We start from the raw sequence: 16,707 nt of genomic DNA, 5'->3' as shown, positions 1-16,707 counted from the left end.
TTGAGACGTGGACACCATTCAACGACAATCCTCCTTTTTGTGGGAAGGTAGCACCTTAGAGATCCACCTCCCGGCAGTACTCACAGCTTCGGAAACGGGCAAAGATTGGACTGCTTTTATCAATATCCTAAAAACAAATCCTCCTCGATCGGTAATAGTTCAGGCAAACAATTTGGGGGAATCTGATACTTCTGGAATTTCCTTTATTAAACTCATTCGTTTGGAGTGCGAAGGCAGAAAAATTCCCTTCGTATTGCGTGGATTAGGTGATCAGTTTAAATACCGGTTGAGTATAGCAGATGACGATAGTAAAAAAAATAAAGAAACTCTAGCAAACAGTCTTCGCCGGTCCGAAAAAATCGGAAAATTGACCATTGATTCATTGTTAGAGTTCAAATATTTAGTTACCTTTACTGGGGAACTTACTGTTTCTTTTTGGCGTTCTTTTTTGCATCCTTCTAAAATTCGTTGGAAAGATACCTTTCGAGTTGCGGAATCGATGGGTGTGAATGCCTTTCCCATCATTGCTATGATTGGTTTTTTACTTGGGCTTATCATGTCTTTCCAATCTGCCATTCCTATGCGGAGGTTCGGAGCAGAAATCTTTGTCGCAAATCTTGTAGGTCTTTCCTTGTTTCGTGAACTTGGGCCACTCATGACAGCTTTTATTCTATCAGGAAGGTCTGGGTCAGCCTTTGCAGCGGAACTCGGAACCATGAAAGTGTCGGAAGAAATCGATGCTTTGACTACTATGGGTCTTCCTCCCGTACAATTTCTAATCATCCCAAGGCTTGTTGCTTCCCTTTTTATGACACCGCTATTAACCATTGTATTTAATTTGTTTGGTTTGATCGGTGGTGCCGTTGTACTCATTAGCTTTGGATTCCCCTTGATTACTTTTATTAACCAAGTCAATATTGCAGTAGGACTTTCTGATATCTTAGGTGGGCTTCTAAAATCTTATTTTTTTGGAATGATCATAGCCTCCATCGGTTGTTACCGAGGTCTAAAAACGGCATCGGGAGCGGGAGCTGTTGGTGAGTCTACTACATCCGCGGTAGTTGGATCTATTATACTCGTTTCGATCTTAGATGGAATTTTTTCCGTCTTATATTTTTATCTAAAGATATGAAAGAAAAATCTATCATTCGAGTGGAACATCTAACTACGGGATACGGCCAAACCGTAGTTATGGAAGATATTTCTTTTGAAGTAAACCGTGGTGAAATTTTTGGAATCCTAGGTGGGTCAGGTTGTGGTAAATCTACCGTTCTAAAAAATATGATTGGTTTAACATCACCATTTAGCGGTCGTATATGGATTGATGAAGACGATATTGTTCTCGCAGAAGGTAAGAAAAAAATCAAAATCTGGAATCGCATTGGAGTCATGTACCAACAAAGTGCTTTGTTCGGTTCCATGTCTCTTTTAGAGAATATTCGTTTGCCACTAGAAGAATTCACTAACCTTCCTTTGCCAATCATGAATGAAATAGCCATGACTAAGTTAAAAATGGTTGGGCTCTTCCCATTTGCTCATCTTTATCCTGCAGAACTATCCGGTGGTATGAAAAAACGTGCAGCCATTGCTCGCGCGATGGCAATGGATCCTGAGATATTATTTTTAGATGAACCAAGCGCAGGTTTAGATCCTATTACTAGTGTAGAATTGGACCACCTAATCATTCGTTTGTCGAGAACGCTCGGAGTTACTTTTGTAATTGTGACACATGAATTGCCTTCAGTTTTTACAATGGCAGATCGTGTCATTGTTTTAGATAAATCAAAAAAGGGAATTATTGCAGAAGGTAAACCGAAAGATTTAAAAGAAAAATCGAAAGACCCTTTTGTAAAACAATTCTTCAATCGTATTCCACAGGAGAGTTCCCCGTTATGAACCAATCAAATAAAACTTACTTCAAGGTTGGGATTTTTGTCCTAGTTAGTTTTTTTACTCTCATTCTATTTTTGATAGTATTTACCGCCGGGAATATCTTTCAAAGATCAGTCAGTTTAGAGACCTATTTTGACGAATCTGTGCAAGGTTTGGATATCGGATCACCAGTGAAACATCGCGGAGTAAAGGTCGGAACGGTTCAAGAAATTACCTTTGTACAAAATGTATATTCAGAGAAACTAAATCAAGATACTGAACTTCGGTATGGCAGGTATGTTTTGATTAAAATGTCTGTACCGGATTTTGTGAAAGGAGTCTACGGCGATGAATTAAAGAAGACGGTACAAAGAATGATACAAAGTGGCCTTCGTGTTCGTCTCGCCTCACAGGGATTAACTGGAACGGCTTATTTAGAAGTAGATTATCTAAACCCTGAAAAAAACCCTCCTTTATCGATCGAATGGGAACCAAAAACTATTTATATTCCTTCGGCACCAAGTACCATCTCTCGTTTTACGGCAACTGTAGATAAGTTTTTTGATAAAGTCGAAAAGGCAGATGTGGATAAAATTCTCTTAGGTGTAGGGGAACTCATTAGAAATTTGAACCAAACCATTCAAGAAGCAAGACTTGGTGACTTAGCGCGGGAATCTACAGGGCTACTAGTTGACTTACGTAAAACAAATGCAGAAGTAAAGGCACTCATTGCAAGTCCAGAGACTCAAGGTTTTCCCAAAAAACTAGATGCATCCATGACACAATTACAAACGACTTTAAAACGTTTGGACACTCTTCTTGCTTCTAACCAAGGTGATATATCTACCTCCATTGAAAATTTGAGAATTGCATCTGAAGATTTAAAAGAAGTCACAGCAAATGCAAAAAAATACCCTTCACAGTTTCTCTTCGGAGAGGCACCTAACAAGTCTAAACTTTGGAAATAAATATAATGAATACACTGATTCGTTTTTCCCTTTATATTGGTATCATTTCCTCTCTAACTAATTGTTTTGGCGTCAGTAAAACCTTTCCAGAAAAAAGATTTTATTTAATTGAAACGTCTGAAGCCAAACCGATGTTTGCTTTTCCAAAACCCAGGACTTTTGTTGTTCGTAAGGTATTTATTTCTCCGAAATTTGAGGGAAAGGAATTTGTATATCGTAAGGAAAATGCCGTATATGAATCTGATTTTTACAACGGATTCTTTATTCCGCCAGCGCATAATTTTAAAGAAGAATTGGTTCGTTCTCTTTTAAAGTCTGGAAATTTTGAATGGGATGCAAGCATTCATACTAGGGTTAGTGTAACCCATTTTATAGAATTAAATTTAACTCAATTGTATGGAGATTTCCGAACTAAGGAACCAAAAGCTGTGATTGAATTTGAAGTTGTAGTTTATGAAGATAAAGATTTCATTTCTTCTCCCGTTTTTAGAAAAACATATAAACAAATCCAACCTATTGATAAAAAAGAACCTGAGGCCTTAGTGCTTGGTTGGAATTTGGGTCTTTCCAAGTCATTTGATGAATTGAATTTGGATCTAAGTAAACAATTGAAATAAATTTTGGATTCCGACTTTTCATAAAATAACAAATTAATCGATTTGTTTTTTTTTTGAATATTTCTTAGATTTTATCGTTAGAAACAGGGTTGCTTTTCGATTTGGATCAGTATAGATAGTAGGGACTAAAGGACATCCCATGAGACTGATCGAAACTATTGCGCCTATCTATATTTTACTTATGTTGGCCGAGGTAATTTATACTCGTTTCAAAAAACAGGATTATTATTTTTACGAAGATTCATTAGCAGATCTAAGTTTAGGAGTTCTTAGCCGAATTTTTGACGGTCTCATACTATTAGGTTTAGTTTTTATTTATAACCAGTTGTACCAAATCTCTTGGGGAGTAGAATTACTTTCAAAAATACATTTATCTCCTACTTCACCCATGCATTGGATTGTATTATTTATTCTTTTAGATTTTTTATTTTATTGGGCGCATCGTTATAGTCATGAAATCAAAGTTTTGTGGGCTTCTCACGTGGTTCATCATTCAAGTGAAGAATTCAATTTGTCAGTAGCCCTTAGGCAATCCTTTGTTCGAAATATTGGAATAGGGCTTTTTTATTTACCTTTATCTTTATTAGGTTTCCCCGTAGAATCATATTTAATCATAGATGCACTAAATCGAACTTACCAATTTTGGGTTCATACTCGCGCCATTAAAAAGTTACCCGCTTGGTTTGAATCTGTATTTGTCACTCCTTCCCATCATAGAGTCCACCACGCAATAAATCCAGAATACATAGACAGAAATTATGGCGGGGTGTTCATTTTTTGGGATCGAATTTTTGGTACGTTTTGTGAAGAAACAAAAGAACCGCGGTATGGCTTAGTTTCTCAATTGCATACTTATGATCCAGTCACTGCGGAACTACATGTATTCCGGGATTTATTTAGCGATTTTTGGAAAACAAAATACAAATGGCAAGGGATTCGTTCTTTTTTTTCTTATCCTTCCGTAAGGCCAGATGATCTTCAATCAACAATAGATCGCGGTGTAACAGATCCAAAAGTTTGGTTAAACAATAATCGATGGGAAATTGAAAGAAAGGTAAAAGTGCCACAATACAGGAGTAAGGCGGGCGATACACCATACAGACTATATCTATTGGTTTCTTTTTTGGTTCCAACTATCTTAACTTTATATTTTTTGAAACGAATGCATCAATTCTCATTAGGGGAAATTAGTTCCGTTTTTTTTCTTTTGGTTTTTTCCTTTGTTTCTTTAGGCAGGCTCTTGGAAGGGAAAAAAGAATGGTTCCGTTTTGAGATTCCTAAATATATTTCTTGGCTTGTGCTTTTAGTGTATTTTTTCTTATAGTAAGAACAGATGAAATATTTACATACAATGATTCGGGTTTTAGATTTAGACAAAACTCTCTATTTTTTTGTTGAGGTCCTTGGACTGAAAGTCACTAGAAGGAATGAACATCCTGAAGGAAAATTCACTCTTGTGTTTTTATCTACTGGTGAAGCTGACGCACCAGAGTTAGAACTTACTTACAATTGGGGACAAACTGATCCCTATTCCTCTGGTAGAAATTTTGGTCACCTGGCCTATGAAGTAGAAAATATTTACGAAACCTGCGAACGAATTCAAAAAATGGGAATCATCATCAATCGTCCTCCCAGGGATGGTCGTATGGCTTTTGTTAGGTCGCCAGACCAAATCTCTATTGAACTCCTTCAAAAAGGAAAAGCCCTCCCTCCTATGGAACCTTGGGTTTCTATGCCTAATATAGGTGAGTGGTAGGCTTTGCGAAAGAAACCAAAAATTGCCGTCATTGGAGCAGGTGCTTCCGGCTGTTTTGCAGCCCTACAAATTTACGATGAATTGCAAGGATTATGTGATATTCAAATCTTTGAAAAATCAAAAGAACCTCTTTCAAAACTGAAGATTTCTGGTGGAGGAAGATGCAATGTAACTCACAATCTTTTTGATCCGGAACTTCTTTCGATGCGTTATCCAAGGGGAAACAAAGAATTACGTTGGGCTTTTGAAAGTTTTAGTCCTAGTGATACGATCACTTGGTTTCAAAAAAGAGGTGTCACTTTAAAAGCAGAAGCAGATGGAAGAATGTTTCCAACTACAGACAGTTCTGAAACCATTATCAATTGTTTTTTGGATGAATTAAAATCTAAAAAAATCCCAATTCACTTTGAACAAGGATTAGTTGGTATATATCCAAATCAAATTCCCGACGTGAATTTGAACCAAAAAAATGGATTTAGAGTGTTGTGGGAAGGTGGTTTTGAGGAAAACTTTGGTACAGTAGTGATTGCAACTGGATCAAATCGAAAAGTTTGGAGTATACTAGAAAAGTTAGGCCATAAAATCATAACCCCTGTTCCCTCTCTTTTTACATTAACTCTTGAGAATACAGATCTTGTTGAATTGACTGGACTAGTTGTCCCAAACTCTGAAATCAAAATTTTACCAAAAGGAAAACCTCAGAGTGGACCTATGTTGATCACTCATTGGGGACTCAGTGGACCTTGTGCGCTGAGACTTTCAGCTTGGGAAGCTCGTACTTTATTTGAAGCTGATTATAAAGTGGATCTGTCGGTAAATTGGATCGGTGGTGAAAAAACTCAAAACGTTGAAGAAATATATTTAAGCAAAAAAGAAAAAACGCCTGGGGACAAGTTGGTGCCAGATCCTCTGTGGAAACTACCCAATCGGTTTTGGGAGTGGATTTTGAATGAATCGAAAATTCAACCAAACAAACGTTATTCAGATATTTCTAAATCTGAAATTAGGAATTTATGCCTAATACTTACACAGACCAAACTTCGAATGGTCGCTAAGGGTGTATTTAAAGAAGAATTTGTGACTGCGGGAGGGGTTTCCAGAAAAGATATACAATTCCAAACAATGGAAAGTAAAAAAACACCCGGTCTTTTTTTTACTGGTGAAGTGATTGATGTGGACGGAGTAACCGGAGGTTTTAATTTTCAAAATGCCTGGACTACAGCAACAATTGCAGCCCGAGGTATTCGAAAAACTATTGTTATTTGATTTTATGAATTTGAATAAAGTCGACAGTTTGTGCTATTGATCCTGGTGCACCCGATAAGATTACCACAGTATCTCCCGACTTTAGTTTTCCTTCACTTTTTAGTGTTTTACTCATAAAGGCTATCATGTCTGGAAATTTATCCATCATAGGCATGACATAGGCATCAACACCCCAATACAATTGCATTTTCCTTGCAGTACCAAGAAACGGTGTGAACGAGTATATTGGTTTTAGGGGACGAAACTCTGAAGAAAGAAGGGATGAATAACCTGATCTTGTAAAGTTAATAATGGCCTTTGCATTGATGGATCTAGAAATAGATTCCGCTGCACTACCAAGTGCTGTTCGTTCCACTTCAAATTCAGAACGATCCATATATCTCAAGTGAGATAAATAGATCTCAGATTCTTCAGCAGCTTGAATGATACTTGTCATGGTTTTAACGGTTTCAATTGGAAATTTTCCAGAAGCTGTTTCTCCTGATAACATTACCGCGTCAGTTCCATCCATCACAGCATTAGCCACGTCACTCGCTTCGGCTCTGGTTGGACGTGGATTATCGATCATTGTTTCTAACATCTGTGTAGCAGTGATGACTGGTTTACCCTTTTGATTTAGTTTTGTAATCATTTCTTTTTGAATGATGGGAACATATTGTGTATCTAACTCAACACCCAAATCACCGCGTGCGATCATGATGCCATCGCAATTATCAATGATTTCTTCGATGTTTTGTATTGCTTCGGGTCGTTCAATTTTTGCTATAAGACCTGCATAACTATCTTTCATAAACTGACGTGCCATCTCTAAGTCGCTTGCTCGTCTAACAAATGAAAGTGCTATATAGTCCACACCGAGTGACAAGGCAAATTGTAAGTCTTCAATATCCTTTTCTGAAAGAGCAGGTGCCGAAATGGGTGTTCCTGGAAGGTTAATCCCTTTGTTATCTTTTAAGGTACCTCCAATGATTGTTTCTAAAATTGCTTTTTCTTTCGTTTTGGATTTCACAACGAATGAAAGTTTACCGTCATCAATGAGTAATTTGTGTCCGACATCTATGTCGTTTAGAATGTACTGATAGGTGCAGCCGATTTCCTCTCTAGTCCCAAGGAAGTCCGATTTATTATTGATGGCGATTTGATCTCCTGTTTTGAGTTCTAAGGGACCTGTGCCTAATTTTCCAGTTCTGATTTTGGGACCTTGTAAATCGGCAAGAATGCCAATAGATTTGCCGGATTCTTGTTCACATTCGCGCAATAATTCAAAAATTTCTTTGTGGTAATCATGAGTGGAATGGGAGAAGTTCATCCTTGCCAAATCCATTCCTGAATAAATTAAACTTAGGATAGTTTCTCGGTTTGCGGATGCAGGGCCAATGGTACAGATAATTTTAGTGCGTTTGTTTGGGATTTTTTCGTCTACCGGCATAGTCTCTATTCTTATCTTTTTTGATTTTTCCTGCAAGTAAATTGTACGGTTTGAATTGACTTGTGTCATTTTTCACAAAAATATCAATTTAATGGCATCTAATGCACTTGCTCTCATCTACCATTCTTCGTACAATCTCGAATTACCGGGTCATGTATTTCCAGCGCATAAATATTCACATCTTTACAACCGCGTCAAAAGAGATCCGGTATATGCGTCTTGGGACATTTTGCTACCTAAAAAAGCAGAAGAGGCTGATTTAGAGCTAGTACATACCAAAGAATACTTAGACGATCTATTTAGTTTTGAACATACTTCGCGAACCATGTATTCAGAACTTCCACTTAATCGAAGTATTGTGGAAAGTTTTATGTATGGTGTTGGTGGTACGATGATGGCAGCAGAACTTTCGAAAAAGTTTCAATTTGCCTTTAATATGGGAGGTGGTTATCATCATAGTTTCCCAGATAAAGCTGAAGGGTTTTGTTACCTAAATGATGTAGCAATTGCTATACGAAAACAAAAAGAAACAAATCCTAACTTAAATGCCCTCATCATTGACTTGGATTTGCATCAAGGAAATGGAAATTCGTATATTTTTCAATATGATGACAAAGTTTTCACATTTTCGATGCACCAGGGAAATCTTTATCCAAAAAAAGAAGTATCTAACTTGGATATTAATTTAGAACCGAATACAAAAGATGATGAATATCTATCTACCTTAGAAACATCGTTGAATCAAATCCGAAAAGATTTTGATTCCAATATAATTTATTATGTTGCAGGTGCTGATCCGTATGAAGATGATTCTCTTGGAGAATTGAAAGTTTCCATGAAAGGTTTAAAGGAACGTGATTTGATGGTTCGTAAATTTGCTGAGTCGTTAAATGTGCCTTGCGTTGTCACTCTAGCTGGTGGATATGCACGTGATTTTCGCGACACAGTGGAAATTCATTTCAATACGATCACTGCATTTGGTGAAAAGTAATGGGAATTTTTTCATCTACCGACAAAAAGAAAAACCAGTCTGATTGGTTAGATTTGGATGATTTGTCTTTAGTAGATGTTTCTAAAGAATTAAATACTTCGTTAAATATGGAACCTAAGTTATTCAATAGGTTTACCCATTATGAAGTAGAACAGATGTTAGTGAATGCTGGTCTCATCAAAGCGGTTGAGAAACGTGGTTTCCATAACTCTATCATTGAATTAGAAATTCTAAATGATTACGATAACCGAATTTATATTAAATCAGAGAGCAAAAAAATCCTCGTTCACACTCGACTAAAAGTATCCCAATTTCAGTTAAAGGGTGATGATGAGCAGTTCCCAATGATTTACATCGATTGGCTACTAACTCAAAACATTAATTTTGAACCAGGCGACATTAAAAAAGAATTATATTTTGGACAAGAATATCCTGGTTTGAATGTACTAAATGAATTTACAGATTTTATTCGAGACCTATCTAAAAAATTAGGAACTTCTGGTGCTTTCAATGTTCCCGAATATTTTCACGATGCAGTTTTGTTCTCACGAAAATTTCGATTCATTGATCCGGAAAAAGAAGGAACCTTTCGAGCTCTCGTGAAAAATTTTCGCGGAACGAACTTACGCAATTTATCTTCTCAAATCCATCAAAACAGAGTTCGTTATGAAAGTGGCGAACCATACGAATGGAAATATGGGGAAATGATATCCTGCACCGACATCTATTTGGAGAAAAAAGTATTTCATGAGGCCTATTTTAGAAAAGTGGAGGAAGTGAAAGAAAAACTAAAATTCACATTAGTCTCAAATTAAACCGGATCTATGCCGATAATCTAGTAGATGTCCGAATATTCTTTTAAACCTGAGATTCTCATCATAGATGATGATTCAGAAATTTGTGAAACTCTTGAACTCATCATTAATGGTTTGGGATATTTTGTCCGGTATTTTACGAATCCTCTGCAAGGTTTTGAATACTTCGAAGGTGAACGAAATCCAATTGTTTTCTTAGATGTCAATATGCCACAGACATCCGGTTTGGATCTTTTGCAGAAAATCAAAGCTTATGATTCCAAAACTCAAGTCCTAATGATGACTGGGGAACATGACATTCAAACCGTGGTTTCTTCACTTTATCATAGAGCATCAGATTTTATTTTAAAACCATTTCATATTAAATCTATAGAAGCTGCCATTTCACGTGCATTCGAATATTACAATTTTCTAAAAGACAAAGAATCGATGGATGAATCCATCAAACGTGACCTGAGGTTAGCAGCAAAAATCCAAACTAAAACAATGAACTTACCTCAATTGGATCACAAAATATTTGCTGATATCAAACCTGTGAGTTTTGTTTCAGGTGATTTTTTCCAAGTTTTACCTTTGGACGGTGATAGAACTCTGATATTAATGGGGGATATCGAAGGTCACGGTGTTACATCTGGGCTCATTGCCATTCTCATGACAACGATTCACCGGGAATTGGTTAGAACAACAACGATTGCACCTTCTGAATTACTTTCTCGTTTAAACCGAGAACTTTGTAATGAAATCGGAACACATAGTATGACAGCCATTAGTATCATTGTGGATCATAAGAATAAAAAAATTATTTATGCAAGAGGTGGTCATCCCTACCCGTTAATATTTCAAAAAGAATCTCGTGCGCCGTTGATTTTACATGATCAATCTGGTCAAATTTTAGGAATATTAAAAGATATGGAATTTGCAGAAAATGAAATTGCAGTAGAAAAAGGCGATGTTCTTTTTTTATATTCAGATGGGTTACTTGCATCCAGCACCCATCCTCTGGTCCAGACTCTCATCCAACTTCCCAGTGGTGCCAATCGAATAGATAGTATGAAAACGGAGATTACTAACTATATCCAATATTTGCAAACTTCTTCTAAATCGTCGGATGACATATCTTATTTACTTCTAGAGATTTAATATATTCAATATTTGTTTTTGTGGCTTCGGTCAAAAAATGACCGAGTTTTTCTTTAGATTTAAAACCTCCACTTTCAAATCCATGTTTCCAATCCTTTCTATGTGATTCCATTTTCCGAATGATTTCATTTTTCGTTGGAAAATCGCATAACTTCGTTGTGACCATCACGCCTTTATAAAACAAAAAATCGCCTTTTGCAAAGAACTTCTTATCTTCTTTTGGTAAACTATCTATGTATTTCTTATTTTCAAGTACGTAACTTTGAATTGTCACTTTGGTTACATCCCAAAGAACTTCTTTGTCAGGATCATTTTTGTTTAATGTGATTGCCGAAATGATAACAATCGTTGTTCCAAATAAAAAAGCAGGAACCCATTCTATTTTATTTTCATTAGATTGGATCCAGAACTGGTGGGCCAAAAATACGATGGGTAACCAATAAAACCCCATAAGGTCCCAGTCGGCCGGAAAACCCAGTTGTGGATTGTGGAAAAAACCGTGAAGGAAAAAAGCAAAGATGGAAACTAAAATGACTTTTGATTCAGGCCTATTGATAAAATTTTTCCATTCAGATTGGGAAAAGAAAATTTGATGCAGTAAAAAAAGTGAGGCAATCGATGCATTCCAATACAAAACCGATAGAATTTCTTTGATATGGTTGAGCGATACTAATCTATTTTTGGGGTAAAAGGGAGGATGGATTAAATGAGTGCTGTTTCTGTCGATTATCGGGTCGTGAAAGAAAAGAAAATAAATAAACCAAGGAATTAGAATGCTAAAACCAATAAGTGCACAAAGGAATAGATGTTTTATTTTTTTTTCTTTTGGGGAATATTCATACCATAAGTAGATCAGAAGTAAAACTAAATATCCAGATACCAAATGAAATAACATGGAAATGGCGACAAGAGAAGTGGCGCCATATAACAATAATTCATCGTCTTTGCGATTTTTTGTATATCTCGAAACAAATATATATAAAAGTAAGTGAAATGATGTAACGAGGGTGTAGTTTTCAGCATATCCAAAGGTTAGTAAAATACCACCCGATGAAAGTAAAACGAGGATTGATAACGAATTCGTCTTTGAGTTTTCTTTGGCCATCCATAAAAATCCAAAGATCATCCCGATCCCTGCAACCTGAGACAAAAAAGTATATGAAATTCTTGGATCATCCGAAAAACCGAGTTTAAAGAAAACGTTGGAAACTTGACTATGAAAGACCGTTTCTAAAATTTCATCTAAAGTAAATTGAAATCCAAAAAGTTTTGTTTCTAATAGATTGGTTTCTAATAAAAGGAGGCCATCCCCCCAATTCATATTTCGAATGGGAAAGATAATTAAACTAACAAAAAAAAGAAATGCAATAATCCAATTTGAAGGAGTGTAGGTCTCCCAATGTTTGATTATGCTACTGTTAGTTGACTTTAGATAAAGTATTGTAAATTGTAATAATATAAATAAGAGAGAAATGATTATATAGGAAGTTTTTTCTGCAGGAAAAAACCAGGGTTTTGTTGGTAAAAATTGTGTTAGTAATACGAAAAGATATGGGAAATAGAAAAAAGCAGTTTTCATAAGGATTCTTTTATGTAATATTCTTTTGGGATTTCTTCAGCGGAGATAAATGGGAAATGTCCTTTACGGATATTAAAAAATACAAGTTCAGGAAGGCTATAAAATACAGACTCTGTTCCTTTGGAAAACCGATATCCTTTGTCAAGGGGTGAGGTGAATATTCCCATACTTGTATATCCAATTCCAAATACTGTATTCGCCAGTCCCAAGATAGGCCTGTTCCAAACTGTTTCTTCTGTAAAAAATAAAAATGGATGGTCTATGGGATTTGTTTTATAGATTTTAGAACTAGGAACAAACTTTTCTTTAAAATGTTTTTCGGTAAATCCTTCTATTTTCATTCTCTTTAAATTTCGGTAGGATAAATATCTTTTCTTTTGTTTTGTTCCTGAATTGGTCTCTAATTTCCAGGCAGCTACCGATGGAATAAAATTAAAACTGATCACCTGACTTGACAATGGATCCCAAAAAATTTCATTTCCGATTTTGCCACCGGGAAACATTTCATTCAAATAACGAAATAGTTCTGTCGTGCAATTTTGGTGAGTTAGGTGATATGAATATAGGTCTTGGATTTTCTCCGTATAAGTTTCATAATTCGTTTGTTGTATTTTAGATTCGGTTTCGGTTTCATCTGATTTCTCAAATTCATTTAAGAATTTTTCATAAGGATTATATCCTACTAAATTGAATTCAACCCCATCTGGAGCCACACCCGATTCTAAAAAACTTTGATAACGAACCAAAAAAGATTCCCAGTTATAAAAATGGGTAGGTCCATAATCGGATACGAACTTTTTCTTTTGCTGCCTAAATAACTCTGCATATTCTTTTTGTTTTACGCTCATTACCGAGTCTGGTAATGGGACGATGGGTAGATATTGGAATCCATTTAATTGTTTTTTAGGGAAGACTACCGTTTTACTTTCTATCGATTTCTGAATATAGAGAATTCGCAAAAGAAATGTCATTTCTTCCCAATCGTTACACTCATTGTTGGTTAAACAAAATCGTAAATCTTGCACTAACCGAACCAAGTGCCTTTTCCAAATTTTTATTTCTTCTTCATTTAGCTGAAATTCTGGTCCATTCAATGACATAAACGAGTCCTCATAAATAAGAACTGGATTTAAAAGAAAGTTACGGATAAAACTTTTTTTTTCGGCTGCAATAATTTGGTTTCTTTTGGTTTGAATCGAATGGATAAGGCGATAAGGTGAATCCGTATTTGGTAAAGAATTGTCTACTTTTGTTAGTTGGTATCTTTTCTTAAATTCTTGCGAAGAAAGAATCGAATTTCTCAAAACCTCTTTTTCTTTTTGCGAAAAGGAAAACAATTTTTGAATGGGGGAATTTGGATCAGAAATATTTGTGAAATACCCAAATCCACTCATGGGTAATGATGTTAGGTCATTTTTATTTCTATTTTCTGCAATGATCCATTCCTCTTCCAAATTTTTTTGATTTTGAATATGAGTTTCTTGGATCAAATAGAGTTCGTTCCATTTTTGGCGTAATAATTGTTTTGCCCTTTCTGAAAGTTCCCACTCGTAAAATTCGATATTACGGTTTTGGACTACTCCATATTGAAAACGAAAATCTTCCCAAGATTCTCTGACGATATGAAAGATTTTATCATCAAAGGAATATTGTAAGTGATAGACACGATCACCGAATCGAAGTGCTGAATGACCACCACTGGATTGTCCTGAATTTGAATCGATATATAAAAACCCATAGGGGTTTGGGTTCGCATTTAGATGTTGGGGAAAAAAAATGAAAAAGTGAATGAGTAATAATAGGAAATGGGCGGTGTAATGCCGCCCAAAGACGATCCGAATTATAGACTGTACCCGTTTAGTATTAGTTTTGCAACGGTAGCATTTTGTTTTGCAACATCAGTGGCCACTGCTTTCATTTCAGAAGGAGAGAGATTTGCTTGTTTCAAACCTTGGCCAATGGCGATATAAGTGGCACTGTTTGATCTCCAAGCGACAACACCGTGTGATTTTGCTATCAAAGAAAGTTGGTTTTCCAATTCTTGTTTTTGATTTTCGTAACGAATTTGTAAGGCAACACTTGCAATTACATCTTCTTTATATTCATTCATGGCTTTTTCATCACCGCTATCCGAGATTGACGAAATACTTTTTGACACTGATTTTACAAGGGCAGATGTTGAATCCGATATAGAAATACCAAAGCGACTTAAGCTGGCAGAAGCGGAATCCATAAAAGAACAGTTGTTAAATGATATTAGTACCGCCATTACGGATACTAGACTTAAATGTTTGATCAAACGCATAAAAAACCTCTTACGACGAATTGCAAAGATTCTAAGTCCAAATTAGAAACCGTCAATTAATTTTCTCATTCAAACTGCCACAACAACGGAACCAAACGCCGGAAGAGTGGTTTCAAAATGACCTTCCACGATTCGAAGATCCACCATTGTTCCTGTCCAAAAATCTAAAAATGGGGCTTTTGTTTTTAAACCTTGTGGGATTGCAAAACGCACAGTTTGTTCTTCTTCGGAAGGATTCCAAATTCCAAGATAACCAGCAGGATTGTACATTGCCGTAGGGAATTCTTCCTCAAAAATTCCAATTGGAACAGGGGTATAAGCTTGGCATTCCCGATTCAATTGGAAGGCTTTTTTCAAAAGATCCAATCTGTCCATTTCCAGTTTCGTAAGGTCATCAGAAACAAGTAACATCCCACCTGACACTGCCATGACGGAAGCCATAAGTTTTGTTTGAGCCTCGTTCATTTTGTTTCTTTTTTTACGAACTAACAAACAATCCGGATCATTCAACCAAAGATGTCTATGCATTGAGGAACGTGTGATATCGTTGATGAGGGCAGTTCTTGTGCAAAGTGCATCCCTATCTTTTAGAAATACACGAAGTTTTTCGGGATACCAAAATGGTGCTACATCACAAGAGATACGCATCCCATCAAAAATTCCCACCGATGGTAACATGGGAGCTCCACATCCAAGCAAAAATGTGTTTTTTCCAACGACTTTTCGAATGAGTTCTAAGGCGTTCCTATATCGTGCTTGAGGCGACAAACTTTTGTTATATACATCGCCTGGAAGTAGACCTGCATAAAGGAAATCCAATTTTAAATACGGATATCCCCATTCTTTGACAAGGGTAGTAAAAACTTTTTCTATATAGGTTAGTGCAGTCGGGTGTGTGATGTCCAGTGCATAGGTATAACCTCTTCCCCAAAGTGGTTGGTAAATGGCAGGAACCGGTTTTCCATTTTGGTCTTTTAGGATGGCCTCTGGATACTTACGAAAGAATTCTGATTTTTTTCGGACTAAAAATGGGGCAAGCCAGATTCCTGGTTTTAATCCCACACGTTTGATTTCATCTGCCAGGATTCGCATCCCTCCGGGAAACTTTTCATTCGGTACAAGCCAGTCCCCAATTTCTCTTTGGTATCCATCATCGATCTGGAAAAATTCAAATGGTAGGTTTAGCTCTCTAACCTTTGCTAGGTTGTCTAAAATTGTTTTTTGATCAATCTTTGTATAATAATAATACCAAGAACACCAGCCAGTGGGAACCTTTTTTGGTAAATTTCCTGGACCTTCTTTATTCCCTAATTCTTCAAAATACTTAGCAAGTTTTCCTTCCGGGTTCCCTTTAAAAGGTAAAACTTTAATTTTTGCAATACTCAGTTTTGCATTGGGACGAAGATCCGGTAAACAATGAATATCATAGATAACTTTAACGGAGGTTATATTGGCTGATTCTCCAAAAACCACTTCAAATTTGGTTCCGAACTCTCCTTGTTCGATAGGAGCATACAAAATACCATTTCCAGTATCTTTATTAAAAATAAGAGTGAGATATTCCGAAATGAACTTCCCGACTTTTGATTCATGTTTTGAATAAATATTCTCTTGTGAATATTGCAAAAAAGATAAAAAAGGTGGCCTGTCAGTCGATGTATTTTCGACCTTTCTTGAGATAGACCAGGATTGGTATCCGTGTTGGAATAAGGAATAACCTCCTCCTTCCGGTAGGATCGATAAATTTAATTCTAAATAATCTACTGAAAATCCTACTTCGGGTCTTGTGGACTCTCGCCAAATGAGCTTAGGACTGAATACAGTGCCTGTTTTAGTGTCTGTTGTCGAAGTAAGTAGAAGTTCGAATTTTTTACATTCGGATTGGTAAACCCCTGCCTTAACAGGAAGGAAGTTCGAAATGGTGACGGAATTATGAACTCTGTATTGAATTTTCATCTTGGAAAAATCT

Annotated in this window: 15 protein-coding genes; 10 read left to right on the top strand and 5 right to left on the bottom strand. The window is 36.3% G+C overall.

Annotated elements, in window-relative coordinates; all coding sequences use genetic code 11:
- Positions 1–7: 7 nt before the first annotated feature.
- The 7 genes from ND811_RS16530 (at position 8) to ND811_RS16500 (ending at position 6,479) form a co-directional block, all read left to right on the top strand.
- A complete protein-coding gene (locus ND811_RS16530; protein ID WP_265353007.1) occupies positions 8–1,132 on the top strand; it encodes an MlaE family ABC transporter permease in 1,125 nt (374 codons plus the stop codon).
- Positions 1,129–1,896 carry an ABC transporter ATP-binding protein gene (locus tag ND811_RS16525; RefSeq protein ID WP_265353008.1) on the top strand — a complete coding sequence of 256 codons (768 nt, stop codon included), beginning with the start codon at positions 1,129–1,131 and terminating at the stop codon, positions 1,894–1,896. Before ND811_RS16530 ends, ND811_RS16525 begins: the two co-directional genes overlap by 4 nt.
- On the top strand, positions 1,893–2,840 hold the full coding sequence (locus ND811_RS16520) for an MlaD family protein (protein ID WP_265353009.1): 948 nt from the start codon (positions 1,893–1,895) through the stop codon (positions 2,838–2,840). Before ND811_RS16525 ends, ND811_RS16520 begins: the two co-directional genes overlap by 4 nt.
- A 5-nt stretch (positions 2,841–2,845) precedes the next feature.
- Positions 2,846–3,457: an ABC-type transport auxiliary lipoprotein, LBF_0736 family gene (locus tag ND811_RS16515; RefSeq protein ID WP_265353010.1), complete on the top strand. Its 612-nt coding sequence runs from the start codon at positions 2,846–2,848 to the stop codon at positions 3,455–3,457.
- 139 nt (positions 3,458–3,596) lie between these two features.
- Complete coding sequence (locus tag ND811_RS16510; protein ID WP_265353011.1) at positions 3,597–4,781, top strand: sterol desaturase family protein; 1,185 nt, start codon at positions 3,597–3,599, stop codon at positions 4,779–4,781.
- A gap of 9 nt (positions 4,782–4,790) precedes the next feature.
- Positions 4,791–5,213, top strand: coding sequence for a VOC family protein (locus ND811_RS16505; RefSeq protein ID WP_265353012.1), 423 nt, complete (start codon positions 4,791–4,793; stop codon positions 5,211–5,213).
- Positions 5,214–5,216: 3 nt separating this feature from the next.
- Entirely contained in the window at positions 5,217–6,479 is a 1,263-nt protein-coding gene (locus tag ND811_RS16500) for a BaiN/RdsA family NAD(P)/FAD-dependent oxidoreductase (RefSeq protein ID WP_265353013.1), read from the top strand.
- Here the strand turns inward: ND811_RS16500 and pyk are convergent.
- Complete coding sequence (pyk, locus tag ND811_RS16495) at positions 6,472–7,908, bottom strand: pyruvate kinase (RefSeq protein WP_265353014.1); 1,437 nt, start codon at positions 7,906–7,908, stop codon at positions 6,472–6,474. The two genes, ND811_RS16500 and pyk, sit on opposite strands and share 8 nt — an antisense overlap.
- Before the next feature lie 91 nt (positions 7,909–7,999).
- On the opposite strand from pyk, the gene ND811_RS16490 reads away from it, so the two are divergent.
- Genes ND811_RS16490 through ND811_RS16480 form a run of 3 tightly spaced genes read left to right on the top strand, consistent with a single transcriptional unit; the run spans position 8,000 to position 10,854 of the window.
- Positions 8,000–8,899 carry a histone deacetylase family protein gene (locus ND811_RS16490; RefSeq protein ID WP_265353015.1) on the top strand — a complete coding sequence of 300 codons (900 nt, stop codon included), beginning with the start codon at positions 8,000–8,002 and terminating at the stop codon, positions 8,897–8,899.
- The gene (locus ND811_RS16485) at positions 8,899–9,714 is read left to right on the top strand and encodes a hypothetical protein (protein ID WP_265353016.1); all 816 of its coding nucleotides are present in this window, start codon (positions 8,899–8,901) and stop codon (positions 9,712–9,714) included. The genes ND811_RS16490 and ND811_RS16485 overlap by 1 nt, the downstream gene beginning before the upstream one ends.
- Before the next feature lie 27 nt (positions 9,715–9,741).
- Positions 9,742–10,854: a SpoIIE family protein phosphatase gene (locus tag ND811_RS16480; RefSeq protein WP_265353017.1), complete on the top strand. Its 1,113-nt coding sequence runs from the start codon at positions 9,742–9,744 to the stop codon at positions 10,852–10,854.
- On the opposite strand, the gene ND811_RS16475 is transcribed toward ND811_RS16480, so the two are convergent.
- From ND811_RS16475 to ND811_RS16460, 4 genes are all read right to left on the bottom strand, one after another.
- A complete protein-coding gene (locus ND811_RS16475) occupies positions 10,811–12,433 on the bottom strand; it encodes a dolichyl-phosphate-mannose--protein mannosyltransferase (RefSeq protein ID WP_265353018.1) in 1,623 nt (540 codons plus the stop codon). The genes ND811_RS16480 and ND811_RS16475 overlap by 44 nt on opposite strands.
- The gene (locus ND811_RS16470; RefSeq protein ID WP_265353019.1) at positions 12,430–13,923 is read right to left on the bottom strand and encodes a hypothetical protein; all 1,494 of its coding nucleotides are present in this window, start codon (positions 13,921–13,923) and stop codon (positions 12,430–12,432) included. The genes ND811_RS16475 and ND811_RS16470 overlap by 4 nt, the downstream gene beginning before the upstream one ends.
- Before the next feature lie 350 nt (positions 13,924–14,273).
- Complete coding sequence (locus ND811_RS16465; RefSeq protein WP_265353020.1) at positions 14,274–14,738, bottom strand: putative lipoprotein; 465 nt, start codon at positions 14,736–14,738, stop codon at positions 14,274–14,276.
- 69 nt (positions 14,739–14,807) lie between these two features.
- Positions 14,808–16,694 (bottom strand): glycoside hydrolase family 36 protein, encoded by a 1,887-nt coding sequence (locus ND811_RS16460; RefSeq protein WP_265353021.1) that lies wholly within the window; start codon positions 16,692–16,694, stop codon positions 14,808–14,810.
- Positions 16,695–16,707 lie beyond the last annotated feature (13 nt).

The sequence above is a fragment of the Leptospira soteropolitanensis genome (assembly GCF_026151655.1).
In the GTDB taxonomy this organism is placed as follows: domain Bacteria; phylum Spirochaetota; class Leptospiria; order Leptospirales; family Leptospiraceae; genus Leptospira_A; species Leptospira_A soteropolitanensis.
The sequence above is the reverse complement of the archived record's forward strand: the minus strand, read 5'-3'. Positions and strand labels throughout refer to the sequence as shown.

What these genes read in the sequence shown, in the direction of transcription:
- ND811_RS16525 (WP_265353008.1), top strand. Translation starts at nt 1,129, where the DNA reads ATGAAAGAAAAATCTATCATTCGAGTGGAACATCTAACTACGGGATAC.
- ND811_RS16520 (WP_265353009.1), top strand. Translation starts at nt 1,893, where the DNA reads ATGAACCAATCAAATAAAACTTACTTCAAGGTTGGGATTTTTGTCCTA.
- ND811_RS16515 (WP_265353010.1), top strand. Translation starts at nt 2,846, where the DNA reads ATGAATACACTGATTCGTTTTTCCCTTTATATTGGTATCATTTCCTCT.
- ND811_RS16510 (WP_265353011.1), top strand. Translation starts at nt 3,597, where the DNA reads ATGAGACTGATCGAAACTATTGCGCCTATCTATATTTTACTTATGTTG.
- ND811_RS16505 (WP_265353012.1), top strand. Translation starts at nt 4,791, where the DNA reads ATGAAATATTTACATACAATGATTCGGGTTTTAGATTTAGACAAAACT.
- pyk (WP_265353014.1), bottom strand. Translation starts at nt 7,908, where the DNA reads ATGCCGGTAGACGAAAAAATCCCAAACAAACGCACTAAAATTATCTGT.
- ND811_RS16490 (WP_265353015.1), top strand. Translation starts at nt 8,000, where the DNA reads ATGGCATCTAATGCACTTGCTCTCATCTACCATTCTTCGTACAATCTC.
- ND811_RS16485 (WP_265353016.1), top strand. Translation starts at nt 8,899, where the DNA reads ATGGGAATTTTTTCATCTACCGACAAAAAGAAAAACCAGTCTGATTGG.
- ND811_RS16480 (WP_265353017.1), top strand. Translation starts at nt 9,742, where the DNA reads ATGTCCGAATATTCTTTTAAACCTGAGATTCTCATCATAGATGATGAT.
- ND811_RS16475 (WP_265353018.1), bottom strand. Translation starts at nt 12,433, where the DNA reads ATGAAAACTGCTTTTTTCTATTTCCCATATCTTTTCGTATTACTAACA.
- ND811_RS16465 (WP_265353020.1), bottom strand. Translation starts at nt 14,738, where the DNA reads ATGCGTTTGATCAAACATTTAAGTCTAGTATCCGTAATGGCGGTACTA.
- ND811_RS16460 (WP_265353021.1), bottom strand. Translation starts at nt 16,694, where the DNA reads ATGAAAATTCAATACAGAGTTCATAATTCCGTCACCATTTCGAACTTC.